Annotated in this window: 24 protein-coding genes; 1 reads left to right on the plus strand and 23 read right to left on the minus strand. The window is 66.2% G+C overall.

All coding sequences use genetic code 11. The features are described from left to right. Positions 1-20 precede the first annotated feature (20 nt). The 13 genes from QE444_RS15980 to leuC form a co-directional block, all read right to left on the minus strand. Positions 21-566, minus strand: coding sequence for a CvpA family protein (locus QE444_RS15980; RefSeq protein ID WP_017641289.1), 546 nt, complete (start codon positions 564-566; stop codon positions 21-23). 54 nt (positions 567-620) lie between these two features. Further along, entirely contained in the window at positions 621-1,286 is a 666-nt protein-coding gene (locus QE444_RS15985) for an SPOR domain-containing protein (protein WP_273862135.1), read from the minus strand. Positions 1,287-1,289: 3 nt separating this feature from the next. After that, positions 1,290-2,582, minus strand: coding sequence for a bifunctional tetrahydrofolate synthase/dihydrofolate synthase (gene folC / locus QE444_RS15990; protein ID WP_273862136.1), 1,293 nt, complete (start codon positions 2,580-2,582; stop codon positions 1,290-1,292). After that, a complete protein-coding gene (gene accD, locus QE444_RS15995; protein ID WP_133860856.1) occupies positions 2,582-3,451 on the minus strand; it encodes an acetyl-CoA carboxylase, carboxyltransferase subunit beta in 870 nt (289 codons plus the stop codon). The genes folC and accD overlap by 1 nt, the downstream gene beginning before the upstream one ends. A 211-nt stretch (positions 3,452-3,662) precedes the next feature. Beyond that, positions 3,663-4,292 carry a phosphoribosylanthranilate isomerase gene (locus QE444_RS16000; protein ID WP_187979518.1) on the minus strand — a complete coding sequence of 210 codons (630 nt, stop codon included), beginning with the start codon at positions 4,290-4,292 and terminating at the stop codon, positions 3,663-3,665. Positions 4,293-4,346: 54 nt separating this feature from the next. Next, positions 4,347-5,198 carry a tRNA pseudouridine(38-40) synthase TruA gene (gene truA / locus QE444_RS16005; protein WP_187979519.1) on the minus strand — a complete coding sequence of 284 codons (852 nt, stop codon included), beginning with the start codon at positions 5,196-5,198 and terminating at the stop codon, positions 4,347-4,349. A 71-nt stretch (positions 5,199-5,269) separates the two neighbouring features. Further along, positions 5,270-7,945, minus strand: coding sequence for a FimV/HubP family polar landmark protein (locus QE444_RS16010; protein ID WP_309739804.1), 2,676 nt, complete (start codon positions 7,943-7,945; stop codon positions 5,270-5,272). A 123-nt stretch (positions 7,946-8,068) separates the two neighbouring features. Then, positions 8,069-9,064 carry an aspartate-semialdehyde dehydrogenase gene (locus QE444_RS16015; RefSeq protein ID WP_273862138.1) on the minus strand — a complete coding sequence of 332 codons (996 nt, stop codon included), beginning with the start codon at positions 9,062-9,064 and terminating at the stop codon, positions 8,069-8,071. Between the two features lie 77 nt (positions 9,065-9,141). After that, a complete protein-coding gene (gene asd, locus QE444_RS16020) occupies positions 9,142-10,254 on the minus strand; it encodes an aspartate-semialdehyde dehydrogenase (RefSeq protein WP_133860861.1) in 1,113 nt (370 codons plus the stop codon). 56 nt (positions 10,255-10,310) lie between these two features. Continuing rightward, entirely contained in the window at positions 10,311-11,393 is a 1,083-nt protein-coding gene (gene leuB, locus QE444_RS16025) for a 3-isopropylmalate dehydrogenase (RefSeq protein ID WP_273862140.1), read from the minus strand. A 19-nt stretch (positions 11,394-11,412) separates the two neighbouring features. Next, positions 11,413-12,177: a class I SAM-dependent methyltransferase gene (locus QE444_RS16030; protein ID WP_187979523.1), complete on the minus strand. Its 765-nt coding sequence runs from the start codon at positions 12,175-12,177 to the stop codon at positions 11,413-11,415. Positions 12,178-12,222: 45 nt separating this feature from the next. Next, positions 12,223-12,867 (minus strand): 3-isopropylmalate dehydratase small subunit, encoded by a 645-nt coding sequence (gene leuD, locus QE444_RS16035; protein ID WP_187979524.1) that lies wholly within the window; start codon positions 12,865-12,867, stop codon positions 12,223-12,225. Positions 12,868-12,878: 11 nt separating this feature from the next. Further along, positions 12,879-14,303: a 3-isopropylmalate dehydratase large subunit gene (gene leuC / locus QE444_RS16040; RefSeq protein WP_133860865.1), complete on the minus strand. Its 1,425-nt coding sequence runs from the start codon at positions 14,301-14,303 to the stop codon at positions 12,879-12,881. Between the two features lie 141 nt (positions 14,304-14,444). Here leuC and QE444_RS16045 point away from each other — a divergent pair, with 141 nt between their 5' ends. Continuing rightward, positions 14,445-15,320, plus strand: coding sequence for a LysR family transcriptional regulator (locus QE444_RS16045; protein WP_133860866.1), 876 nt, complete (start codon positions 14,445-14,447; stop codon positions 15,318-15,320). A gap of 260 nt (positions 15,321-15,580) precedes the next feature. On the opposite strand, the gene QE444_RS16050 is transcribed toward QE444_RS16045, so the two are convergent. The 10 genes from QE444_RS16050 to QE444_RS16095 all read right to left on the minus strand — a co-directional run bounded on the left by QE444_RS16050 (position 15,581) and on the right by QE444_RS16095 (position 26,290). Continuing rightward, on the minus strand, positions 15,581-15,754 hold the full coding sequence (locus QE444_RS16050) for a DUF1289 domain-containing protein (protein WP_082900493.1): 174 nt from the start codon (positions 15,752-15,754) through the stop codon (positions 15,581-15,583). 92 nt (positions 15,755-15,846) lie between these two features. Further along, positions 15,847-17,247: a carbohydrate porin gene (locus QE444_RS16055; protein ID WP_133860867.1), complete on the minus strand. Its 1,401-nt coding sequence runs from the start codon at positions 17,245-17,247 to the stop codon at positions 15,847-15,849. 205 nt (positions 17,248-17,452) lie between these two features. Continuing rightward, entirely contained in the window at positions 17,453-18,664 is a 1,212-nt protein-coding gene (locus tag QE444_RS16060; RefSeq protein ID WP_309739822.1) for an AGE family epimerase/isomerase, read from the minus strand. Between the two features lie 40 nt (positions 18,665-18,704). Further along, positions 18,705-19,610 (minus strand): carbohydrate kinase, encoded by a 906-nt coding sequence (locus tag QE444_RS16065; protein ID WP_309739824.1) that lies wholly within the window; start codon positions 19,608-19,610, stop codon positions 18,705-18,707. A gap of 128 nt (positions 19,611-19,738) precedes the next feature. Then, a complete protein-coding gene (locus tag QE444_RS16070) occupies positions 19,739-20,839 on the minus strand; it encodes an ABC transporter ATP-binding protein (RefSeq protein WP_187979528.1) in 1,101 nt (366 codons plus the stop codon). An 11-nt stretch (positions 20,840-20,850) separates the two neighbouring features. Continuing rightward, positions 20,851-21,681, minus strand: a complete 831-nt coding sequence (locus tag QE444_RS16075; protein ID WP_309739827.1) for a carbohydrate ABC transporter permease — start codon at positions 21,679-21,681, stop codon at positions 20,851-20,853. Further along, positions 21,674-22,591 (minus strand): carbohydrate ABC transporter permease, encoded by a 918-nt coding sequence (locus QE444_RS16080; RefSeq protein WP_058792075.1) that lies wholly within the window; start codon positions 22,589-22,591, stop codon positions 21,674-21,676. The genes QE444_RS16075 and QE444_RS16080 overlap by 8 nt, the downstream gene beginning before the upstream one ends. A 133-nt stretch (positions 22,592-22,724) precedes the next feature. Further along, positions 22,725-23,987, minus strand: coding sequence for an ABC transporter substrate-binding protein (locus QE444_RS16085; RefSeq protein ID WP_208691501.1), 1,263 nt, complete (start codon positions 23,985-23,987; stop codon positions 22,725-22,727). Between the two features lie 124 nt (positions 23,988-24,111). Next, positions 24,112-25,560 (minus strand): ATP-binding protein, encoded by a 1,449-nt coding sequence (locus QE444_RS16090; protein ID WP_285389776.1) that lies wholly within the window; start codon positions 25,558-25,560, stop codon positions 24,112-24,114. Further along, a complete protein-coding gene (locus QE444_RS16095) occupies positions 25,550-26,290 on the minus strand; it encodes a response regulator (protein ID WP_007158678.1) in 741 nt (246 codons plus the stop codon). Before QE444_RS16095 ends, QE444_RS16090 begins: the two co-directional genes overlap by 11 nt. Between the last annotated feature and the right edge of the window lie 38 nt (positions 26,291-26,328).

Raw genomic sequence — 26,328 nt, forward strand, 5'->3', positions numbered from 1 at the left:
TGCGAGGCCTGGAAAACCGTTCAAGGAGCCTTGGGCCCCAGCTGTGGCAACAGTTGCAGACTGGGCATGGGCGTCGCGCCCAGCCATTGGCCGGCAAAGCCCAACAGCAGATTCTTCGACCAATCGGCCACCAGGAGAAAATGTGGAACCAGCACCGACTGCTGCCACCAGCCGTCCTGCTGGACCGGCCCCAGGCTCAGCAGCCCCACCGCCACGGTGATCAGCAACGCACCGCGAGCGGCGCCAAAGGCCATTCCGAGAAAGCGATCGGTGCCCGACAAGCCGGTGACGCGGATCAATTCGCCAAGCAAGAAGCTCACCAGGGCGCCGACGAGCAGTGTCAGCACGAAGAGAATGACACAGGCGGCGATCACCCGTCCGGACGGCACCTGAATATAGTCCACCAGGTAATTGGACAGGGCCCCACCGAAGACCCAGGCCACGCCACCGGCCACGATCCAGGTCGCCAGTGACAACGCTTCCTTGACGAAGCCGCGCCTGAGACTGATCAGGCAGGAAACGATGACAACGGCGACGATCGCCCAGTCCACCCAGGTGAAGCCCACGGCAAGGTCCACTTACAAAAAGGCCCTGCATTCTAGCAGAGCCTTGTGACCGGGTTAACCGCGCTCCGGCTGAAAGCGGACGACGAAGCCCTTGACGCCATTCTGCTTGTTGAGCTGGTCGCGCAGGCGATCCGCCTCGCTGCGCTCTATCACCGGCCCGACGAAGACCCGGTTCATGCCGTCGGCGGTCCGTACATAGGCGTTGTAGCCCTGGCTGCGCAGCTTGGCCTGCAGGGCATCGGCGCTGGGCCGCGACGACAGGCTGGCGAGCTGGACCGACCAGCTGTTGGGCAGATTGGCCGCGCCCAGGCGCGAATCCGGCTTGGCCGCGGGTGCCGGGGCCGCCGCAGGTGCCGCCGGAGGACTGGCGACGGGTGCGCTGGCGGCGGGCGCCTTGGCGACCGGCGCGGCAGGCTGGGATGGCGCCGGCGCGGGGTTCGCCGGCGCATTCTGCGTCGGCGCCTGGCCGGAGGTGCCGGCGATCGGCGTCTGCGGCTTGCCGAGCGGCTTGGCCGGCTCGTCCGGCACCACCACCACCGGCGGCGCCTCGGGTGTCTGCACCGGCTGCACCTCGGTACTGGGCACCGTGGGTGCGGCCGGCTGGCCCGGCGCCTCGACCGCCACCTTGCGGGCATCGTCCTGGCGATTGAAGAGCATGGGGACGAAGATGATGATCAGCGCCAGCAGCACCAGCGCGCCGATGACTCTTTGCTTGAGCATGGGTTATGCCTCCGCGGATTCGGATGGGGAAGAGAGCTGCGCGAGGACCTCGGCGACACTGTAGAAGGAGCCGAACACCACCACCTCGTCGTCAGCCGCACTGGCGGCCAGTTGCGCCTCGAAGGCGGCCAGCAGCGAGGCATGGGCCTCGGCGCGCGCACCGCGCGCCGCCAGGAGAGTGGCCACCTCGGCACCGTCGCGACTGCGCGGGGTCGGCAGACTCGCCACTGCCCAGGTGGCGAACAGGCTTTCCAGGGGCGCCAGGATGCCGTCCAGGTCCTTGTCGGCCAGGACGCCAAACACCGCGCGCCGTACGCCGGCGACCGGTTTCATCGCCAGGCGGCGGGCCAGGTATTCGGCGGCATGGGGATTATGGGCCACGTCCAGCAGGACGCTGCGTCTCTGCCGTGCCCGCTCGACCTGACGGCGATCAAGCCGTCCGGTCATGCGCGTGGCCTGGAGCGCCGCCGCCATCTGCTGCGGCAGCCAGGGCTGTTCGAGCAACGCGTAGGCCTGCAAGGCCAGGGCGGCATTTTCCATGGGCAGATCGAGCAGCGGCAGGCCTGGCAGCGCCAGGTCATTGCCCTGGGCATCACGCCCACGCCAGAACCAGCCGGCACTCTCGATGCGCAGGTCGAAGGCTTCGCCGCGCAGCAGCAAGGGCGCGCCCAGGCGCTCGGCGGCGTCGATCAGCGGCGCGGGTGGCTCCAGATCGCCACAGAGGGCCGGCTTGCCGGCGCGGAAGATCCCGGCCTTTTCCACGGCGACGCTGTCGCGGGTATCGCCCAGCCATTCGGCATGATCCAGGCCGATGCTGGTGACCAGCGCCAGATCGGCATCGATCAGGTTGACCGCATCCAGGCGTCCGCCCAGACCGACCTCGAGGACGGCGACATCCAGCCGGGCACGCTCGAACAGCCAGAAGGCGGCCAGGGTACCCACTTCGAAATAGGTCAGGCTGATCTCGCCGCGGGCGGCTTCCACCGCGGCGAAGGCGGTGCAGAGATCGCTATCGCTGGCGAGGGTACCGTCCACGTCGACGCGCTCGTTGTAGCGCACCAGGTGCGGCGAGGCATAGACGCCCACCCGTTGCCCGCTGGCACGCAGCAGGCTGGCGAGAAAGGCGCAGGTGGAGCCCTTGCCGTTGGTACCGGTCACGGTCACCACCCGCGGCGCCGGCCGGGTCAGGCCCAGCCGCTGCGCGACCTCGCGCACCCGGTCCAGGCCCATGTCGATCGCCGACGGATGCAGCTGCTCGAGATAGGCCAGCCATTGCGCGAGGCTGCGCGAAGCCATCAGGCCGCCGGGACCGGCTGGTGCTGGAAGGTCGCCAGCAGGCGCGCCAGGCGATCACGCAATTCCTTGCGCGAGACGATGAGGTCGACGGCGCCGTGATCCAGCAGGAACTCGCTGCGCTGGAAGCCTTCCGGCAGCTTTTCACGCACGGTCTGCTCGATCACGCGCGGACCGGCGAAGCCGATCAGCGCCTTGGGCTCGGCGACGATGACGTCGCCCAGCATCGCCAGACTGGCGGAGACGCCACCATAGACGGGATCGGTCAGCACCGAGATGAAGGGAATGCCCTCTTCGCGCAGACGCGCCAGCACTGCGGAGGTCTTGGCCATCTGCATCAGGGAGATCAGGGCTTCCTGCATCCGCGCACCGCCCGAGGCGGAGAAGCAGATCAACGGGCAGCGCTCTTCCAGGGCCACGTTGGCCGCGCGGACGAAACGCTCGCCGACCACGGCACCCATGGAGCCGCCCATGAAGGAAAATTCGAAGGCGCAGACCGCCACCGGCATCCCCTTGAGGGTGCCGCGCATGGAAATCAGCGCGTCTTTTTCGCCGGTTTCCTTTTGCGCCGCGGTGAAACGGTCCTTGTACTTCTTGCTGTCGCGGAATTTCAGGCGATCCACCGGCTCCAGCTCGGTACCCAGCTCTTCACGACCCTCGGCGTCGAGGAAGATGTCCAGGCGGCGTCGCGCGTTGATGCGCATGTGGTGACCGCACTTGAGGCACACGTCCAGATTCTTTTCCAGCTCCGGACGGTAGAGGACCGCTTCGCAGGCCGGACACTTGTGCCAAAGACCTTCCGGCACCGAACTGCGCTTCACCTCGGACCGCATGATGGAAGGAATCAGTTTGTCGACCAGCCAATTGCTCATGCATCTCTCTCCACTTGCATGGGCTCCCAGCGTGGCCTGGGCCACGCCTTCCTTGAGCATCTGTAATAGGTTCGGCAGCGCCCGCTGTATCCCGGGCCGCTACCCTCTTGTCGCATGCCGGCTCCCGGGGAGCCGGACGTCAGACCCACCCGGGGCGGGTCTGCTTGAATATGTCGCAGGTGTGGACGGCAACCACCCGACGAGGGTCACATCAGGCGGTGGGCGCACCCCGCACGGCCGCCACGAATCGGGCGATCTCGGCGGCATCCTTGATGCCCTTGGCCTGCTCCACGCCGCCACTCACGTCCACCCCAAAGGGCCGGGACGCGGCGATGGCCGTGGCGACGTTATCCGCGTCCAGCCCACCCGCCACGATCAGTGGCAGCGACAGGTCCTGCGGCACCCGGGCCCAGTCGAAGGCCTGACCGGTGCCCCCGGGCACGCCGGCGACATAGGTGTCGAGCAACAGCCCGCGGGCGCCGGCATAGTCGCGCGCGACGGCGGCGAGGTCGATGTCCTCGCGCATGCGCAGGGCCTTGATGTAGGGACGGCGATACCGGGCGCACTGCGCCGGCGACTCGTCGCCATGGAATTGCAGGAGGTCCAGGGGCACGGCGTCGAGCGTCTCCTCGATCTCGCAGGGCGAGGCATCGACGAACAGCCCGACACTGGTCACGAAGGGTGGCAGCGCCGCCACGATCTGGCGGGCCTGGGCAGCGCTGACCGCCCGCGGGCTGCGCGCATAGAACACCAGGCCGATGGCATCGGCGCCGGCAGCCGCCGCGGCCCGTGCATCCTCGACCCGGGTGATCCCGCAGATCTTCACTCGAACGTTAGCCAAACCGGAATGACCTCGTTCCAAATCGGTGGATGTTAGCAGACCACCCGCGAAGCGTCAGCCTTGGGGGTCATCCAGCTCGGGGATATGCCCCAGGAACAGCGGACCCAGCGGCCGCTTCGGCACGGGCGTGCTCTCGGGATACTCGGCGTCCACCAGGTAGAGGCCATAGGGATGGGCGGTGACGCCACCCAGCCGCCGCTCGCGCGCGGCCAGGACCTCGCTCACCCACGCCACCGGCCGCTCGCCACAGCCCACCGCCATCAGCACCCCGGCGATGTTGCGCACCATGTGGTGCAGGAAGGCATTGGCGCGGATGTCGAGGACGATCAGCCGTCCGCTCTGCCAGAGACGCAGGTGGTGGATGGTCTTGATCGCCGACTTGGCCTGGCAGGCCTTGGCCCGGAAGGAAGTGAAATCATGGGTGCCGAGCAGTACCTGGGCCGCCTCGCGCATCGGTTCGATCCGCAGCGGACGGTGATTCCAGGTGACCTCCTCCGCCAGGTGCGCAGGTCGGATGGGATCGTTGTAGATCACATAGCGATAGCGCCGGGCCATGGCACTGAAGCGGGCATGGAATTCGTTGCTGACCGGCTTGACCCAGGTCACGCTGATATCCGACGGCAGATTGGCATTGGTGCCCATCACCCAGGCCTTGAGCGGCCGGGCGACGGGTGATTCGAAATGCACCACCTGGCCGGTGGCATGCACCCCGCAATCGGTACGCCCGGCGCAGTGCAGCGCGATGGGCGCCGCAGCGACCTCGGAAAGGGCGTCTTCCAGGGTCTCCTGCACGGAGCGCACACCCGGCTGCTGGCGCTGCCAGCCGCGATAGCGGGCGCCCTTGTATTCGACGCCCAGGGCGATGCGCTGCGGCGGAACGATGATCGTGGGGTCTAGAAAATCCAAGACGACGGCCAGGCAAAAAAAAGGGGAGGCAGCTTATAGCGCCTCCCCTCCTCTGCCAAGTCCGGCCAGCCTTAGCTGAGCTGGGCGATGATCTCCCGGGCTTCCTGCTGCTGCCCGGCATTCCCCTCAGCAATCACCTCGTCGAGGATGTCCCGGGCACCTTCCGGATCGCCCATGTCGATGTAGGCGCGCGCCAGATCCAGCTTGGTGGCGGTTTCGTCTTCGCCGGACAGGAAGTCGAAGTCGTCCAGACCGTCGCTACCCGCCGTGCCACTGGTGGTCTCCGCATCGAACTGGCGCGAGGCCTCCTGCAGGCGGGCGGCGAATTCCTCGTCGCTTTCGCGCTTGGGCGCCGGTTGCTCGTCGTCGAAGTCGGAGAGGTCGAAACTTGCGGGCAGCTCGGCGTCGGCCGCCGGCGGCGTGGGCGCATCCAGTGGCTCGTCGAAGGCCGAAGCCGCACTGGAACCCGCGGTCGGCTCGTCATGCGCCAGGTCGCCCTGCCGCTCGAATTCGCTGAAGTCCAGGGCGAAGTCATCGTCCTTGGCAGCTGGAGTCGCCGCAGGTGTGGCAGCGGGTTCGGCATCGAAATTGAGATCGAAGTCAAAATCGTCGCGCGGGTCGGCCGCCTTGGCCTGGGCATCGGCGAAGGCTTCGCCGAACAGGGGTTCCTCCGCCGGACCGGCAGGCTGATGACCCTGGATATCCTCGCTGCCGAAGTCATCCAGGGACAGATCGAAGTCCTGGCTGTCCTCGGTGGCCGTGAAGCCCTGGTTGCGCGATTGCTCCTCGCTCAGTTCGTGGGCGGCGGCCAGCGCGGCGGCCCCGACCGCAGCCGAGGCGACCGCGACGGTGGCCATGGCCGGATAGCGCGACTTCAGGTGCTCCACCGCCGGCTGGGCGCCGCCGATCTCCTTGAGTTCGCGCTCTTCGCGCTGGAAGCCGTCCTTGTCGCCCATCTCGGCATAGACTTCCATGAGCTTGAGGCGCAGATCGGCGCGATGAGGTTCCTGGTCGCTGGCCTTCTTGAGCACCTCGGCCGCCTGGCTGAAGCGGCCATAGGCCATGTAGATGTCGGCCTGACCCAGGGCATCGTCCTGGGCGTCGGCGTCACGCGCCGCGTCCTGGCTGCCCTGGTTCAGCTCCAGCCCGGCGAGGGCATGGTGATCGCCCAATTCGGGATCGGCGTCGAACACGGTGTCGGTGCGCGCAGCTTCGGCGTCACGCTCGCGCTCGGCCTCCTTCACCGCGTTGCGGCGCGAGTTGATCATCAGCAGGACCAGCAGGGCCAGCAAGGCGCTGCCGCCGATGATGCCGAGCCAGAGCGGATTGCTGAGGATCTCGTCGAGGAAACTGTTGGTGGCCTCGGTCGGCTCGGTCGCCGGGGTGCTGGGCGTGACCGGGATGACCTTGGGCTCGCTGGCCGCAGGCGGCGCCGCGCCGGTACCCGCCTCGCTGGCCGGCGGCGAGGTGGTGGGTGCAGAGGCGTCGACCGGAGCGACCGGCGCGGCGGCGGTCGCTTCCTGGGGCGTGGGTGCGGGGGTGTTCTCGGCCGGCGCAGGCGTCACCGGAGCCGCCGCTTCGGGCGTCGCCGGCGGCTGGGCCGGCTGACCCGCGGCCTGGGGATTGGCCATGTTGGCCTGCATCCGCGCCAGCTGGGCGTCCTTGAGCTGCATGATCTTCTGCAGCTTGTCGAGCTGCGACTGCAGATCGCCCAGACGACTCTTGAGTTCTTCGTTCTCGCGGCGGGTGGTGTCCAGGCTTTCCTGGGTCACCGCCAGGCGATCGGCCAGGGACTGATCACCACCCTTGCCACCGGCGGATTCGCCCGCGCGGCCGGCAGGCTGACCGGAGAGTAGCTTGAGATTGTCCTTGGGGGCGGCAGGCGTCGAGGCCTCGTTGCCACTCGGCTGGGCGGAAGCATCCACCTGCCGGCGCGGCGTCCCGGCAGGCGCGCCGTCGCCGCCCTGCTTCCAGGCACGGGTCTGGCGGGCGATCTCGGCCACCGCCTCGCGCTGGGGACGCGTTCCGGCCTGGGCCTGATCGGGCAGGCGCAGCACCTGGCCGCTCTTCATCAGGTTGATGTTGCGATCAATGAAGGCGTCGGGATTCAGATCCTGGATCGCCAGCATGGTCTGGTCGACGGTGACGCTGGCGGCCGGGCGATTGCGCGCCGCCACTTCCCAGAGGGTATCGCGCCGCTCGGTGGTATAGGTGCCCGGTGTCTGGGTCGCGCTCGGTGCTGGCGCGGCAGGCGGCGTGGCCGGACGCGGTGCGCTCGGCGTGTTGGCGCGCGCTCGCGGCGTGGCCGGCACCTGGGGCGCGAACGGCGCTGCCGCAGCCTGGGGGGTATAGAGCGGCGGATCCAGCAGCACGGTGTACTCGCGCAGGATCCGGCCACTCGGCCAGTTCACTTCCAGCAGGAAGTTGAGATAGGGCTCGCGCACCGGACGCGCCGAGGTTACGCGGATGACGGTGCGCCCGTTGCGCACCTCCGGGGTGAACTTGAGATCGTTGAGAAAGAAGGCACGGTCGACACCGGCCTTGCCGAAATCCTCGACGGACGCCAGATTGGGGCGCAACTCGGCGGTACCGAGGTCACGCAGGTCCGACAGATCGATGGTGGCATCGAAGGGCTGATTGAGGGCCGAATTGAGGTGGATCTCCCCCAGGCTGAGGGCCTGGGCCGCGCCAGACATCAAGGCGCTCGCCGCTGCAATTGCCCGCACCAGTTTCTGAACTCGAACCATGACCGTCCCTTTTTAGAAGCTGTCGATCGCGCCACCGTGCGGGCGCCTGTGTCCATCGCTGCGTGCCACGTCCACTGCCCTTTTGCTCAAGCCAAAAGAGCGAAGCATTTCACGAAGTATCTTTTAGGCCGACTGTTTAAGCAACAATTCGGCCAGCTGAACGGCCGTCAGTGCCGATAATCTGACATTGTCCGCCACCAGCCAGCATTCCAGCCGCCGGGCATCCCGCGGATGCAGCCTCACCCGTCCCACCAGCACCTCTTCCCGGCCCAGGGCATCGCCCACGGCAGACGGGCAATCGAGTTCTTCGTCGAGCGCCAGGCCCGGCTCGTCACCCAGGGCCTCCAGCACCTGCTCCAGCTGCCAGGGCGCCTGGGCCCTCAAGCTGAGCGCCAGGCTGTCGCCAAAGAACACCGGCGCCTGCACGGCAGTGACGTCCAGCACCGGCAAGCGCGCTCCCAGCACCTGCTGACATTCGTCCAGCAAACGATGTTCCTGGGCAGTATAGCCATCCGCTGTCGCTGCGCCGGTGCGACCGAGCAGATTGAAGGCCAGCTGTCCTTCGAACAGCCGCGCCTCGACCGGTCGACCGTTGAGCAATTCAGTGGCCTGCCGCGCCAATTCCTCGACGCCACCACGGCCGGCGCCGGAGGCGGCCAGGCACGCCGTCAGGGAAGCATCATGGAGTGTATTCAAGCGAGCGAGCACGGCTGCCACGCTGGCGGCCGCCTGGGCGGCTGCCAGGGGAACACCGAGCCAGGCGGCGGCCGGGAGCTGGTCGAGGCGGTCGCCATTGATGCGTGGCAGCACGGACAGCGCGGCCGAGGCGCCGCTGAGATCAAGCACGGCGCAACCGGCAGCGACCAGTTGCGGCCGCAGGGTTTCGACCACGGCGGCCGGCGCGGCCAGGATCACGATGCCGACCTGGGCGAAATCGAAGCCGTCGAGGCCGGTGACGCGCAGATTGCTGCCTCGGAAGGGCAGATTCTGCCCCGCCGACTCACCGCTGGCGAGCAGGTGCAGGCGCCCGAGGGGCACGTCGCGTTCGTCGAGGAGTTCGCGAATGGCTTCGCCGTAGGCACTGGTGGCACCGACGAGGGCGATATCTCTGGCAGTCATGATGGGACGGTCCGCAACGAAAGAGGGCCGCACTTTACTGGCGGCCCTCCTCTATAAGCAAACGTTTAGCCGTCGGCTCACTGCTCCAGCAGGATGCGCAGCATCCGCCGCAGCGGCTCCGCGGCGCCCCACAGCAGCTGGTCGCCCACGGTGAAGGCGCCCAGGTACTGGGAACCCATGTTCAGCTTGCGCAGCCGGCCGACCGGTACGCTCAGGGTGCCGGTGACGGCTGCTGGCGTGAGGTCGCGCATGCTGACCTCGCGGTTGTTCGGCACCAGCTTGACCCAGGGATTGTGCTGACTGATCAGACCGTGGATGTCGGACAGCGGCACATCCTTGTTCAGCTTGATGGTCAGCGCCTGGCTGTGGCAGCGCATGGCGCCGATGCGCACGCAGATACCGTCCACCGGGATGGGATTCTTGAAGCGACCGAGGATCTTGTTGGTCTCGGCCTGGGCCTTCCATTCCTCGCGGCTCTGGCCGTTGGGCAGTTCCTTGTCGATCCAGGGGATCAGGCTGCCGGCCAGGGGGACGCCGAATTGCTCGGTGGGGAAGGCTTCGCTGCGCAGGGTCTCGGCGACCTGGCGGTCGATATCGAGGATGGCGCTGGCGGGATCGGCCAGGCTGTCGGCCACGGCGGCGTGGGTCGCGCCCATCTGGCGGATCAGCTCGCGCATGTTCTGCGCACCGGCGCCAGAGGCGGCCTGGTAGGTCATGGCGCTCATCCAGTCCACCAGACCGGCTTCGAACAGCCCGCCCAGGGCCATCAGCATCAGGCTGACGGTGCAGTTGCCGCCGATGAAGTCCTTGCGGCCATCGGCCAGGGCCTGGTCGATGACGCGGCGATTGACCGGGTCCAGCACGATGACGGCGTCATCCTGCATGCGCAGGCTGGAGGCCGCGTCGATCCAGTAGCCTTTCCAGCCGGCCTGGCGCAGCTTGGGGAACACCTCGCTGGTGTAGTCGCCGCCCTGGCAGGTGAGGATGACGTCGAGGGTCTTGAGCTCGTCGATGCTGTAGGCATCCTTGAGCGGCGCCACGCCCTTGCCAATGGCCGGGCCTTCGCCGCCAACGTTGGAGGTGGTGAAGAACACGGGCTCGATCAAGTCGAAATCCCGTTCTTCGAGCATGCGCTGCATGAGCACGGAGCCCACCATGCCACGCCAACCGATCAGACCTACACGTTTCATCGCTACTGCACCTTTATTGTCTTGAGGACGGCCGCCTCCCCCGGCGGCCGATCAGATTAACGCCTTGCGAGGGCGGCGACCACTGCTTCGCCCATCTCGCGGGTACCGACCCGCTGCTTGCCTTCCGACCAGATGTCACCGGTCCGCAGCCCCTGGTCCAGCACCTGGCCCACCGCCGCCTCGATGGCCTCGGCCGCCGCGGCGGCGCCAAAGGTGTACCTGAGCATCATGGCCACCGAGAGGATGGTCGCGAGGGGGTTGGCCACGCCCTGGCCGGCAATGTCGGGTGCCGAGCCGTGGCAGGGTTCGTACATGCCCTTGTTGTGGGCATCCAGGGACGCCGAGGGCAGCATGCCGATGGAACCGGTCAGCATCGAGGCTTCGTCGGAGAGGATGTCGCCGAACATGTTGTCGGTAACGATGACATCGAACTGCTTGGGTGCGCGGACCAGCTGCATGGCGGCGTTGTCGACGTACATGTGGCTGAGTTCGATGTCCGGATAGTCCTTGGCCACCTCCTCCACCACTTCGCGCCACAGGCGGCTGGACTCGAGGACATTGGCCTTGTCCACCGAACACAGCTTGCCGCCACGCAGACGGGCCATGTCGAAGCCGACGCGAGCGATGCGACGGATCTCGCCTTCGCTGTACGGCAGGGTATCGAAGGCCAGGCGCTCGCCGTTCTCCAGCACCCGGGTCTCGCGCGGCGAGCCGAAGTAGATGCCGCCGGTCAGCTCGCGGACGATGAGGATGTCCAGACCGGAGACCACTTCCGGCTTGAGGGTCGAGGCCTCGGCCAGTTGCGGATATAGGATGGCCGGGCGCAGGTTGCCGAACAGGCCCAGCGCGGAACGGATCTTCAGCAGACCACGCTCGGGACGGATATCGCGTTCGAGCTTGTCCCACTTGGGACCGCCCACGGCGCCCAGCAGCACGGCATCGGCGGCGCGCGCGCGCGCCAGGGTCTCATCGGCCAGGGGCACGCCGTACCGGTCGATGGCGGCGCCGCCCAGGTCGTCATGGACCAGTACGAAGCCGAGGTCATGGTCGCGGTTGACCACTTCCAGCACCTTGACCGCCTCGGCCATGATTTCCGGACCGATGCCGTCGCCCGGCAGGATGAGGATCTGCTTGCTCATTGTCTTTTCCTGTCTCACATCAGATGGGCTGAGCCCAGAGAACCATGACGTCGACGGTGAAGGAGCCGTCGCGGTCGATTTCGAAATACTGGCGCACTTCCTGGCCGATCTTGCTTTGCAGGCTGCGAATGGCCTGGCACTGCGGCTCGGGGGTACGCATGCGCGCGGTCCAGCTGGCGAAGTCCAGGCGCAGGCGCTGGCGACGGCAGCGGGTCACGCCCAGCCGGGCCATATCCAGCAGGCGGTGCCACTCGGCGAAGGAATAGTTACGCACGTGGCTGATGTCGCGCAGGATTTCCACCGTCTGCAGATAGGTATCCAGGCGCGGATTGGCCGGCGAGATCACGTCGATGATGGCCATCTCGCCACCATGGCGCAGCACCCGGCGCACTTCGCGCAGGGCCGCGCCGATGTCGCGCCAGTGGTGCGCCGAATAGCGGCTGAAGACGAAGTCGAAGCTGGCATCACCGAAAGGCAGGTGCTCGGCCATGCCGGGCTGGACGCTGATGTTGTCCAGGCCCTGCTCGGCCGCGCTGCGCTTGACCACCGAGAGCATTTCCTCGGCCAGATCCAGGGCGATCACCTGCCCGGCCACCGGCGCCACGTTGTAGCTGACGTGACCGCCACCGCACCCGAGATCCAGCACCTTGGCGCCTTCCCGCTGAGCCACGGCGTCGCGCAGCTCGAGGAGCTCGGCGCCCTGGGCATGGACGGCACTGGTCAGATAGGCCTCGGCGGTGGCGCCGAATTGCTGCTGTACGTGTTGCTCGTGGTCACCGCTCATGGAGCCTCCGGAAAGAGCGCCGGCCGCGCGGGCCGGCGACTGGGTTCAGGCGCTGGGGAACATCCAGGGACTGCTCTGGCGATAGCGGGCTTCGAAACTCCCGATGGCGTCGGCATCCTGCAGGGTCAGGCCGATGTCGTCCAGGCCATTGAGCAGGCAGTGCTTGCGGAAGGCGTCGATCTCGAAGGACAGCGCCACGCCATCGGGACGGCGCACGGTCTGGCTTTCGAGATCGACCACCAGCTGGTAGCCCTCGTTGGCTTCGACCTGGCGGAACAGCTCGTCGACGTCCGCATCGCTGAGGATGATCGGCAACAGACCGTTCTTGAAGCTGTTGTTGAAGAAGATGTCGGCGAAGCTCGGCGCGATCACCGAACGGAAGCCGTAGCCATCCAGGGCCCAGGGCGCGTGTTCGCGGCTGGAACCGCAGCCGAAGTTCTCACGGGCCAGCAGGATGCTGGCGCCCTGGTAGCGCGGCTGGTTGAGCACGAATTCGGGATTCAGCGGCCGCCTGCTGTGGTCCTGGCCGGGCTGGCCGACGTCCAGGTAGCGCCACTCGTCGAACAGGTTGGGGCCGAAGCCGGTGCGCTTGATCGACTTGAGAAATTGCTTGGGAATGATCTGGTCGGTGTCGACGTTGGCGCGATCCAGGGGTGCGACCAAACCGGTGTGCTGGGTAAAGGCTTGCATGGTCAGGCTCCTCAGGCGTTGGCGAAGTCGCGGACGTCGACGAAACGACCGGCGATGGCGGCAGCGGCGGCCATCGCCGGGCTCACCAGGTGGGTACGGCCACCGGCGCCCTGGCGGCCCTCGAAGTTGCGATTGGAGGTGGAGGCGCAATGCTCGCCACTCTCCAGGCGGTCGGCGTTCATCGCCAGGCACATGGAGCAGCCCGGCTCACGCCATTCGAAACCGGCTTCGATGAACACCTTGTCCAGGCCTTCGCGCTCGGCTTGCGCCTTGACCAGGCCGGAGCCGGGTACCACCAGCGCCTGCTTGAGGGTGGCGGCCACCTTGCGGCCCTTGGCCACGGCGGCGGCGGCGCGCAGGTCCTCGATGCGAGAATTGGTGCAGGAGCCGATGAAGACGCGATCCAGCACGATGTCGGTGATCGGCTGGTTGGCCTTGAGGCCCATGTACTTCAGGGCGCGCTCGATGGAGCCGCGCTTGACCGGATCGGCTTCGCGAGCCGGGTCCGGCACCTGCTGGTCGACGGCCAGAACCATCTCCGGCGAGGTGCCCCAGCTGACCTGCGGCTTGAGCTGAGTGGCGTCGAGTTCGACCACGGTGTCGAAGTGGGCGTCGGCATCGGACACCAGGCCACGCCACTGGGCAACGGCGGCCTCCCAGACGGCACCGGTGGGCGCGAAGGGACGGCCCTCGACGTAGTCGATGGTGGTCTGGTCCACCGCCACCATGCCGACCCGGGCACCGGCCTCGATGGACATGTTGCAGATGGTCATGCGGCCTTCCATGGACAGGGCGCGGATGGCGCTGCCGGCGAATTCGATGGCATGGCCGTTACCGCCGGCGGTGCCGATCTTGCCGATGACCGCGAGGACGATGTCCTTGGCGGTGACGCCAAAGGGCAACTCACCCTCCACCTTCACCAACATGTTCTTCATCTTCTTGGCCACCAGGCACTGGGTGGCGAGCACGTGCTCGACCTCGGAGGTGCCGATGCCATGGGCCAGGGCTCCGAAGGCGCCGTTGGTGGAGGTGTGGGAGTCACCGCAGACCACGGTCATGCCGGGCAGCACGGCGCCCTGCTCCGGGCCGATCACATGGACGATGCCCTGGCGGACGTCGTTCATCTTGAACTGGGTGACGCCGAAGTCGTCGCAGTTCTCGTCAAGGGTGCGGACCTGAATGCGCGAGATCTCGTCCTTGATGGAATCGAGGCCTTCCTTGCGATCGGGGGTGGTCGGCACGTTGTGATCGGGGGTCGCCAGGTTGGCGTCCAGACGCCAGGGCTTGCGGCCGGCCAGACGCAGGCCTTCGAAGGCCTGGGGCGAGGTCACTTCGTGGATGATGTGGCGGTCGATGTAGAGCAGCGCGGAACCGTCGTCGCGCTGCTTGACCAAGTGCATATCCCAGAGTTTGTCGTAGAGCGTCTTGCCAGCCATGGGTGGATTCCTCATCGGGCGTGGAACGGCACGGGCCTTTGCATGCCCTTGGTGCTTGTGGGGTCAAAGATACCGCGTTAGGCTCGCATGAAACAAATTCATCTTTTTCATGAAGCGCATAACCAATAGGAATTCGACGTCTTGGACCTCGCCAATCTGAACGCCTTTGTCGCGGTGGCCGAAACCGGCGGTTTCTCCGACGCTGGCGAGCGCCTGCACCTGACCCAGCCGGCGGTGAGCAAGCGCATCGCGGCCCTGGAGCTGCAGCTGGGGCTGCGACTGTTCGATCGCATCGGCCGCGAGGTCAGCCTGACCGAGGCCGGACGCGCCCTGCTCCCCCGCGCCTATCAGATTCTAGACGTGATCGATGACACCCGGCGGGCGCTGACCAATCTCAATGGTGCCATTGGTGGCCGGCTGACGCTGGCGACCAGTCACCACATCGGCCTGCACCGGTTGCCGCCGATCCTCAGGCGCTTCACCCGGGACTATCCCGACGTCGCCCTGGATATCCGCTTTCTCGATTCGGAAGCCGCCTACGACGAAATCCTGCATGGGCGGGTGGAGCTGGCGATCATCACCCTGGCGCCTCAGACCGCGGCGCCGATCAAGGCGGTGCCGGTATGGAGCGATCCGCTGGATTTCGTGGCAGCGCCCGAACATCCGCTGGCGAACCAGGCGGAGGTCACCCTGGCCGATGTGGCGCGGCATCCGGCGGTGTTTCCCGGCGGCAATACCTTTACCCGGCTGATCGTGCATGGATTGTTCGATGCCCAGGGGCTGATACCCAATATCGCCATGAGCACCAACTACCTGGAGACCATCAAGATGCTGGTGTCCATCGGCCTGGCCTGGAGCGTGCTGCCGCGGACCCTGCTGGACGATCAGGTACGCCGGCTGCCGCTGCCGGGGATTCAGTTGGAGCGGCGCCTGGGGTACATCCTGCATACCGAGCGCACCCATTCGAATGCGGCGCAGGCGTTCATGGGATTGTTGGATGAGGTGGAGCGAGCATAGTGAGCCGCGTTTGATGGCCCGGTTAACCGTAGCGTGGAAAACGGCGCAGCCTTTTCCACCCGGGTGTTCGTTGGCGAAAAGCGCCCTCACCCCAACCCTCTCCCGCAGGGAGAGGGGGCTGGCCGAGCGGGCGCTCGACTCCATCAGGCGCAGGTTGGGCTGAGGAGGCTTTATCCTCGAGGTCCAACAGTGGGGGGGTTGGCTTGGCCTTGTTGGGCTTCGCTTCGCTCAACCCAACCTAGGGTGCCGACAGGAACGTATCAGCCCTTCTTGAGCTTTTTCAGGCGCTTCTTCGACTTGTCGATGACTTCCTTGCGCTCGCGGTCCTTCAACTCCTTCCAGCCCTTGATCTCTGAGCGTTTGCGGCCACATCCCTGGCAGACGTCGTCTTTGATCTTGCACTGGCTGATGCAGGGACTTTCGACCTTACCCACGGCAACCTCGGAAATGAAAAAGGCCCTGCAGTATAACCACCGCAGGACCCTGTCCAGCGCCATCCGGCAGGATGGCGGGCTATGGGGGCGATTTAGAAAACCGCTTGAACCTTCAGGCCGCCCACCACGGCATTGTCGACTTCACGCACGCCACCCGGGCTCTTGATGTACTGGAGGTTGGGGCGCACGGTCAGCCAGTTGGTCACGTGCACGCCGTAGTAGATCTCGGCGTCGTACTCGTTGTGCTGCAGGGGCGTGTAGGCCGGATCATCGTAGTCGGTGGCACCGGCGGCCTGGTTGAGGGCGCGCTGGTTGTCGCGGAAGTCGCTGTTGGTGCTGATGCGCGCGACGCCGAAGCCGATGTCATCCTTGGGACGACCGTCGAAGGGGCCCTTGTACACCAGACCGGCCTGGACGTAGTTGCTGACCTTGTTGACGTCCTTGGCATGGGCGGTGAAGTTGGCGAACACCGACAGGCCGCGGCTCGGATCATCGTTGTGCGCGGTGATCTGCTGACGCGCCACGACCCAGTAGCCGTGCTTGCTGGAGTGCTCCTTGTAATCCAGCCCGGTAAGGGCCGCGGAGTTGCCGTTGACGTCTTCGTAGACGTCGTTGGCATCGGCGGTGCTGTAGTAGTAGCCGACGCGGTATTCGCCCGGCAGGCCGTTGACCTTGGGCGACCAGACCATTTCCACCGGCAGGACCGCACCCTTGGTGCCGCTGCCGTTGAGCTTGAAGCCGTTGCCGGTTTCCAGCAGCGACGGATTCTGCTCGTAGGCACCGACCTGGACGAACAGCTCGGGGGTCAGGCTGTACTTGACGCGCAGGGCCCACTGGCTGACCGGCCAGTTGTACCAGACGCCTTCCCAGTTGCCGACCTGGGAACCGCAGAACGCCAGGTTCTGGAAGTCGCACTCGAAGGAGTTGAAGTCCTCGCCTTCGCCGAAGCGACCGGCCTTGATGTCCAGACGGCCATCGAAGAAGCCCTTGGACAGCCACAGCTGGGTCAGACGCCAGGTCTGGCCACGGCCATAGACTTCCTGCACCGAGGAGTAGCCGCCCACGCGCGGATCGGTGATGCGGTCATCGGTCAGGTTGCGGCCGTCACGGGAGGTGATGGCCAGCTTGAACACCGAGTTTTCCCAACCCGCGATCTTGTTCATGTCGCCCCAGAGGCCGAACATGTACTGGGAGCTCCAGCGCCCGGTGCGATCGTCGTCGTAGCCGCCACGCAGGTTGGTCGCGCCCTCGCCGACGTATTCGAGCTTGATGTCCCAGCCCTTGTCGCGCAGGTCCTTGCGCACGCCACCCCAGTCACCGGTCATGGTGTTGCCCAGCGGCTCGAAGGCGGCCTCGGTGTTGTTGACGCCACTGAAGTTGCCACCCGGATTGGCCTGGGGCGCCGCCTGGGCACCCGCGGCGACCGCCAGGGCCAGCAGCGACACCAGGGGCAGTGCGCGCCCCGGACGATTCTTGTGGTTTTGCTTGTTCATTACTGAGATCCCTTTTTATTGAAGTGATGACACCTTGGGCCCGAAACCCGCGTCTCTAATACTTAGAAGCTGTAAACGATCTGCTGTGCGTCGGCCAAACGGCGTTGAAAAGGCCTTCGAAATGCTCATTTAGCATTCGTAAACTGCGCTTTCTCAGGCCTTTTCGCCTGGTTTGGCTCTAGCTCGCGAGATCGTGTACAGCTTCTTACGGCAGGACGTTGAGGACTTCGTAACAGGCACCCATGGTGTGGTAGTCGACCTTGCCGGCCGGACTCTTGTCGTCGGAGTACTTGTGGTTCCGACGGTCGAGCAGGCGCCACCACGCACCGTGCTCGTGATCGATGAAATGCGTCCAGCTATAGCGCCAGAGCGCCTCATAGTGTTCCCAGTAGCGGGCCTCGCCACTGCGCTCGGCGAGCAACGCGGCGGCGGCCAGGGCCTCGGCCTGCACCCAGAAGTACTTGTCCGGATCGCAGGGTGAGCCATCCGGGGCGAAGCCGTAGTAGAGACCGCCGTGCTCGCCATCCCAGCTCAGGCGCCAGGAGATATCGAACAGCGCCTGGGCCCGTGGCAACAGCCAGGGCTGGGGGCGATGGCGTTCGAGGATCAGCAGCAGCTTGGCCCATTCGATCTGGTGCCCCGGCTGGAAACCCCAGGGCCGGAACAGGTTGGCCGGATCGTCGCGGTTGTAGTCCCAGTCGATGGACCAGTCGCTGTGGTAGTGCTCCCAGACCAGGCCACCGGGGACCTCGTCGGCCACCCCGCCCTGGCCCAAGGTCAGCGCGGCCTGGCGCTGGGTCATGTTGCGCGCCAGGGTCTCGGCGCGATCCAGGTAGCGCACCTCGCCGCTGGCTTCGAAGGCGGCCAGCAGGGCTTCGCAGGCGTGCATGTTGGCGTTCTGGCCGCGATACGGCGCCACGGTCTGCCAGTCGGCGCTGATCTCGTCGACATAGAGGCCATCGGCTTCACGCCAGAAGTGGGTCTCCAGGGATTCCCAGGCTTCGCTCAGCCAGTTGCGCGCTTCCTGGATGCCCGCCTGCAGGCCGTGGGCGTAGGCCAGCACCACGAAGGCCAGGCCATAGCAGTGATTGGTGCCATCCACCACGGTGTCGCCGTCGAGCAGCCAGGCATAGCCGCCGTTGGCCTGGCGATGCCGCTCGCGCAGGTATCTCAGGCCGTGGCGGGTCGCGTCCAGAAAGGCCGGATCGCCATAGTGCCGGTAGGCCATGGCGAAATCGAAGACGAAGCGGGTGCTGGAGACCAGGTGGCGGGTCTGGCGATCGTAGACCGTGCCGTCGTCCTTGAAGAAGTGATAGAAGCCGCCCTGCGGATCGACACAGCGGGGATGGTAGAACGCCAGGGTGTGGCGGACGTGCTCCAGCAGGGTGTCGCGACGACGAAAATCGGGGAAGTCCATCGGGTTTCCTTGGCGGCTATTGTTGTTGTGGAAAAACGGTCTAGTGAGGGCTCACCTGCAGCAGGGCTTCGACATCGGCACGGGTCGGCGCATAGGCGCCGGCATGGCGGCAGGACACCGAGGCACTGGCCGCGGCGAATCTCAGGCGCTGCTGCAGGTCGGTCAGGCCCAGCAGGCCGGAGGCCAGCCAGCCGGCCATGCAGGCATCCCCGGCACCCACGGTGTCGGCCACGTCCACGGCGATGGCGGCCTGTTGCCACTCGCCTTCCGGCGTATAGAGCACCAGGCCGTGCTCGCCGCGGGTGAAGAGGATGCGCGCATGGGGATTGAGGGCGCGCAATTCGTCCAGCGCGGCGCGCTCGTCCAGGCCCGGATAGATCTGGCGGATGTCTTCGTCGGATAGCTTGATGTCGTCGGCCAGGCGCACCAGCTCGGGGAAGGTCTGCTGGCGATAGCGATCGTCCATCAGGTTGCGCCAGTTGGGATCGTAGCTCAGGCGCTTGCCGGCAGCCTTGGCCTGGCGGGCCAGGTCCAGCAGAGTATCGGCCAGCGGATAGCGGGCCAGGCTGATGCAGCTGAAATGGCAGACCTCGGCGGCCTCCAGCCAGCCTTCGGGCAGCAGCGCCGGGTCGAACTGGAGATCGGCTTCGCCGGCGAAGAAATAGCGCGGCGGACGGCTCGACGGCACGATGGCCACCAGCGGATCGGCGGCGACGCGCTGCAGGAAGCGGGTATCGAGGCCGGCGGTTTCCGACTGCCAGGCGATCTCGTCACCCAGACCGTCCTGGCTGATGGCGCCACCGAAGGCGCTTGCCACGCCCAGCCGGGCCAGGTCACGCGCCACGTTCCAGGGGGCACCGCCCGGATAACCCCGCCATTCGCCAGGATTACCCTGGACGATGTCGGTGAGGGCTTCGCCAAAGACCACGACGCGGGGTAGTGCCATTGTTGTTCTCCTGTCTGTCACGGCGGCCGGAGGTGCACTCCTGGCCTCTGGTAGGGCCGCAACCCGACGTCAGGCGCGGCGGCGGGCGGACCTTACCATTGCTGTAACGTTTCAGCCATGAGCTACGTTCAAGAAAGTCGGCGACCGCTCGCAGGATCGAACAGCACCGCCCGTCGCGAATCGATCCGCCAGAGCACCTGGTCGCCGGCCCGCGGCGCTTCGCCCGGAGCGACCCGGCAGCAGACCTTGGTGCCGTTCCATTCGGCATACAGCAGGGTGTCGGGACCGGTCGGCTCGACCACCTGGATCCGCGTCAGGATGCCTGGCACCGCGTTGTCCGCCGGATGCGCCGACTGGATCTGCTCCGGACGCACCCCAAGGATAGCCTCTCGGCCCGCGAGCGCCGGATCCAGATCGGGCAAATCCACCTGGCTGTCGCCGGTATCGCCGGTGACGCGGGCGACCACCCTGCCCTCGCGCGCTTCCAGGCGCACCGGCACGAAGTTCATCGGCGGCGAGCCGATGAAGCTGGCGACGAAGAGATTGGCCGGATCGTTGTAGATCTCCTCCGGAGTACCGAACTGCTGCACCTCGCCATCCTTCATCACCGCGACCCGATCGCCCAGGGTCATGGCTTCGATCTGGTCGTGGGTGACGTAGACGGTGGTGGTCTGCAGGCGCTGGTGCATCAGCTTGATCTCGGTGCGCATCTCCACCCGCAGCTTGGCGTCGAGGTTGGACAACGGCTCGTCGAACAGATAGAGCTTGGGCCGGCGCGCCAGGGCGCGACCCATGGCCACCCGCTGCTGCTGGCCACCGGAGAGCTGCGCCGGCTTGCGCTCGAGCAGGTGCTCGATCTGCAGCAGCTTGCTGACCCGCGCCACCTCGGCGTCGATCTGCTCCCTGGGGGTCTTGCGGATCTTCAGGCCGAAGGCGATGTTCTCGCGCACGGTCATGGTCGGATACAGGGCGTAGGACTGGAACACCATGGCGATGTCCCTGTCCTTGGGCTCGACCTGGGTGACGTCCTCGCCGTCCAGGCAGATGGCGCCGCTGCTGATGTCTTCCAGGCCGGCGATGGCGTTCATCAGGGTGGATTTGCCACAGCCGGAGGGGCCCACCAGGATGAGGAACTGACCCGCGTCGATGCGGATGTCGATGCCCTTGAGGGCTTCCTGGGCGGCGTTGCCGTAGGTCTTGCGTACGCTTTTGAGTTCGAGAGCTGCCATGGTGGCCTTCCTTATCCTTTGACCACGCCCGAGGTCAGGCCCCGGACGAAATACTTGCCAGCGAAGATGTAGACCAGCAGCGTCGGCAGCGCGGCGATCATGGCGGCGGCCATGTCGACGTTGTATTCCTTCGCGCCGGTGCTGGTGTTGACCAGGTTGTTCAGGGCCACGGTGATGGGCTGCGACGAGCCGCTGGCGAACACCACGCCGAACAGGAAGTCGTTCCATACCTGGGTGAACTGCCAGATCAGGCTGACCATCACGATCGGCGTGGACAGCGGCAGCAGGATCTTGAAGAAGATAGTGAAGAAGCCCGCCCCGTCCAGCCGCGCCGCCTTGATCAGGGCATCGGGGATGCCCACGTAGTAGTTGCGGAAGAACAGCGTGGTGAAGGCCAGGCCGTAGATCACGTGCACCAGCACCAGGCCGGCGGTGGTGTTGGCCAGGCCCAGCTGGCCGAGGGTGAAGGACATCGGCAGCAGGATCACCTGGAAGGGAATGAAGCAGCCGAACAGCAGCAGGCTGAACAGCAGATTCGAACCGCGGAACTGCCACTTCGACAGGGCGTAGCCGTTGAGCGCGCCGATGAAGGTGGAGATGATCACCGCCGGGACGGTGATCATGAAGGAGTTCCAGAAGTAGCTGTGGACCACGTCCCAGGCCTTGAGCCAGCCGATGATCGTCCAGTCCAGGGGCAGGCTCAGCAGGTTGCCGGTGCGAACGTCGTCCGGGGTCTTGAAGCTGGTCAGCAGCATCACCAGCAGCGGCACCAGATAGACCGCGCAGGCGATAATCAGGGTGGCGTGGATGGCCACGCGATTGACGTTTAGAGCCTTAGCCATTTCGCTTGCTCCGCAATTCCGAGTAGAGGTAGGGCACCAGCACCGCCAGCACCGCGCCGAGCATCAGCACCGCACTGGCGGACCCCAGGCCCATCTGGCCGCGGGTGAAGGTGTGCTGGTACATGAACACCGCCGGCAGGTCCGAGGCGTAGCCGGGACCGCCCGCGGTCATGGCCATGACCAGGTCGAAGCTCTTGATGGCGATGTGGGCGAGGATCATCACCGCACTGAAGAACACCGGCCGTAGGCTGGGCAGGACGATGCGCAGATAGATGGTCGGCAGCCCTGCCCCGTCGACCTGGGCGGCTCTCAGGATGGAGGAATCCACGCCGCGCAGACCGGCGAGGAACATGGCCATGACGAAGCCCGAGGCCTGCCAGAGTGCGGCGATCAGCAGGCAGTAGATGACCCGGTCGGGATCCACCAGCCAGTCGAAGCGAAAGCCTTCCCAGCCCCAGTCGCGCAACAGCTTGTCCAGCCCCATGCCGGGGTTGAGCAGCCACTTCCAGGCAGTGCCGGTGACGATCATCGATAGCGCCATGGGATAGAGGTAGATGGTGCGGATGAAGCCTTCGCGGCGGATGCGCTGGTCCAGCAGGATGGCGAAGAAGACGCCAATGGCCAGGCTCAGCAGGATGAACAGGCCACCGAAGATCGCCAGGTTCTTGCAGGCCACCAGCCAGCGATCGTTTTCCATGAGTCGCGCGTACTGGGCGAAGCCGGCGAAGTTGTAGCTGGGCAGGAAGCGCGAGTTGGTAAAGGAGATCACCGCCGTCCACAGCATGTAGCCATAGAGACAGACGACCATGGCGATGGCCGTGGGCGCCAGCACCAGCTTGGGCAGCAGGCGCTGCAGCCGGTCCGGGCGTCGACTGACGGTCGCGACGGGAAGGGTTTCGGTAAGAGCCATGGGGCGCTCCCAAGGGGTGGTATTATCTGGGTGTCAGGTAGCTAGATGATCGCGGCCATGGGCCGCTCCTACAGGTCGATCAGGCGTCTGCAGGAGCGGCCGCAGCGGCGGACCGCCATGGCCGCGATTGACCTTACTTGGCGGCCTGGATGGCAGCGACCAGTTGCTCGGTGGCCTTCTTCGGATCGGCGTTGGCGTCGTTGAAGAAGTTGGTCACCACGTCGAAGATCGCACCCTGCACATAGCTGGTATTGGCCATGCTGTGCGCCATGCTCGGCTCGGCCTTGCCATCGGCATTGGCCGCCTGGAAGTCCTTGGCGGACTGCTGGGCGCAGCTGTCGAACTTGGCCAGGTCGATGTCGTTGCGCACCGGGATGGAGCCCTTGTTGAGGTTGAACACCTCCTGGAAGGGCTTGTCGATGACGGTGCGCACCAGGTCGTCCTGGGCCTTCTGGTTGTCCTTGTTCTTGATCTTGAACATGGCCAGGGAGTCGATGTTGTAGATGAAGTCGCCCTGGGTGCCCGGCATCACCACGCACTCGTAGTCGACGCCCGGCTTCTTGCCGGCCGCGGTGAATTCGGCCTTGGCCCAGTCACCCATGATCTGCATGCCCGCCTTGCCCTCGATAACCATGGCGGTGGCCAGGTTCCAGTCGCGACCGGCGGCATTGGGATCGACATAGCCCTTGACGCGCTTGAAGGTCTTGAACACCTCGACCATCTTGTCGCTGCGAATGGTGTCGGCATCGGTCTGCACGAAGACCTTGTCGTAGCCTTCCGGACCCATGATGGCCATGACCAGGGATTCGAAGATGGTGCCGTCCTGCCAGTTCTGACCGCCATGGGCCAGGGGTACGACGCCGGCGGCCTTGAGCTTGTCGGCGGCCTCGAAGAATTCGTCCAGGGTGGTGGGGACCTTGGCGCCGGCCTTCTTGAAGACGGCGGGGTTGATCCACAGCCAGTTGATGCGGTGGATGCCGGCCGGCACCGCGACGTACTCGCCATCGTGCTGCATGGTCTGGGCCACGCGCTTGGGCAGGATGGTGTCCCAGTTGCCCTGCTTGGCGATGTCACTGATGTCCGCCAGGAAGCCCATGCTGGCCCATTCCTGGATGTCGGGGCCCTTGAGCTGGGCGGCGGACGGCGGATTGCCGGACACGGCGCGGGTCTTGAGCACGGTCATGGCGGCCTCGCCGGCGCCACCGGCCACGGCGAAGTCCTTCCAGGTATCGCCCTGCTTCTGCATCAGCTGCTTGAGGACATCGACGGCGCGAGCCTCGCCACCGGAGGTCCACCAGTGCAGCACCTCGACCTCACCGGCATGGGCGGTCAGGGGGGCGGCGAGCGCGGCGCAGGATAGGGAAACGGCGAGAGCGAGACGATTCAACGCATTCATGAGGGGGTCGTTCCTTGTTGTTTTTTTATTGGAGCTGGGCGGAGTCTAGTCAGACGCCTGCGGCCGTGGGTAACGAAGGGAAGGAGTTTTGTCACGAGCTGGTGACATAACGTCACACCAATGCTCAGGTGCGCGGGAGAGTAAGGGTGACCCGCAGACCGCCCTCGCGGCGATTGCGCAGCTCCACTTCGCCACCATGGGCGTGAGCCAGGTTGCGGGCGATGCCCAGGCCCAGGCCATAGCCATGGCGGTCGGTGGCCAGGCGGACATGGGGCTGGAACACCTGCTCCAGTTCCTGCTCCGGCACCCCCGGTCCTTCGTCGTCGACATGCAGGACGAAGGCATGACCGTCGTCTTCCACCTGCAGGTGGGCGCGGTAGCCATACTTGAGGGCGTTGTCCAGCAGATTGCCGATGCAGCGCTTGAGCGCCAGCGGCTTGCCCAGCAGAGTGCCCCGGGCTTCCCCGGTGAGGCGCACCCGCGGCGGTTGCTCCTGGGTAAAGGGCTCCACCAGCTGTTCCAGCAGCGCCTGCAGGTCGACCGGTTCCAGGTTCTCGTGGATGTCGGTGTCCTTGACGCACTGCAGGGCCCCCTTGACCAGCAGATCCAGCTCGTCCAGATCGCGCACCAGCTTGGCTTGCATCACCTCGTCGTCCAGCAGCTCGGCGCGCAGACGCAGCCGGGTGATGGGGGTACGCAGATCATGGGAGATGGCGCTGAACAGCTGGGCGCGCTCGTCCAGGTAGCGGGCGATGCGTTCGCGCATGGCGTTGAAGGCGCGGGTAACCTCGCGGATCTCCTGGGCGCCCTCCTCGCGCACCGGCGGCGTATGGACTTCCAGCGACAGCTCCCGCGCGGCACGCGACAGCCGCTTGAGCGGGCGACTCTGCCAGCGGATCAGCAGGCCGATGAACAGCAGCAGGAAGGCGCTGCTGAAGACCATGAACAGCAGCTGCTGCAACGGCAGCCAGGACTCGTCCAGGCTGTAGTAGGGCGCTGGCATCAGGGTGGCGAGATAGACCCACTCCCCTTCGCCGATGCGGATCTGGGTCACCAGTACCGGCGGCTCTAGCGGCTCCAGACTCAGGGCATAGTGCGCCCAGGAGCGCGGCAGTTCGTCGAGGGCCACGGCGCCGTTGAACAGCCGCAGCTGCTGCGGACCGATGAATTCCACGTACATGGGCATGGCCGCGCCCAGGCGCTCGCGCAGCACCGCCTCGACGCCCTGGAGCACCGCCCGGCGGCCGGGCGTATCCGGCAGCGCCTGCATGGTCAGCGGCTTTTCGTTGAGCGAGACGAAGAAGCGCGTGCCGCCCATGTTGCGCAACTGCTCCAGCACCAGCGGCCGATAGGCCGGTGGCAGCAGGCTGAAATAGCGCACGCTGGCGGCGATGGAATAGCCCAGGCTGCGGGCGGCGGTCTGCAGGCCCTGGTTGCGGTCGCTGCGCAGGGAAGCCGACCAGAACAGCGCCGAGGCGCCCTGGGCCAGCAGTACCGCCAGCAGGGTCAGCAGCAGCATCCGCGCCAGCAGGGAGCGCGGCACCAGCCGCGCGAGGGGACCGCTACACCGCATCGGCGACCAGTCCGCTGACCTCGGCGGCGAGCAGGTAGCCGGAACCGCGCACGGTGCGGATCAGTCGCGGCGACTTGCCGGTGTCTCTCAGCCGCTGACGCAGGCGGCTGACCGCCATGTCGACGATGCGCTCCAGGGGCAGCACCTCGCGCCCGCGGGTGGCATTGGCGATGGTGTCGCGATCGAGGATCTGCTGGGGATGGTCGAGAAACAGCTTGAGCAGGGTGAAATCGGCGCCGGAGAGGATGACCTCCTCGCCATCGCGATGGAACAGTCGGTGACTGACCGGATCCAGCCGCCAGTCGTCGAAGGTCAGCAGACCGGTGGCCGCCGGGCGTGTCTCGCCGAAGCCGGCACGGCGCAGCAGCGCCTTGATGCGGGCCAGCAATTCGCGCGGACTGAAGGGTTTGCCCAGGTAGTCGTCGGCGCCCAGTTCCAGGCCGATGACCCGATCCGCTTCGTCGGAACTGGCGGTGAGCATGATGATGGGGACCTGTCGGCAACTGGACTGCTCGCGCATCCAGCGGCAGAGGGCGAAGCCGTCTTCGCCGGGGAGCATGACATCGAGGATCAGCAGATCGGGGACGAAGTCGCCCAGCGCCCGGCGCAATTCGCGGCCATCGCCGACAGCGCGCACCAGATAGCCGGCACGGGTGAGGTAGGCGTCGAGCAGCTCACGGATTTCCCCGTCGTCGTCGACGACCAGGAGGGATTTGCCCAGGGTGGACATGGCGATGTTCGCTCTTGTTGTTCTGGCCCGAGGCCAGC

The organism is Pseudomonas sp. SORGH_AS_0199 (genome assembly GCF_031453735.1).
GTDB classification, from domain to species: domain Bacteria; phylum Pseudomonadota; class Gammaproteobacteria; order Pseudomonadales; family Pseudomonadaceae; genus Chryseomonas; species Chryseomonas aestiva.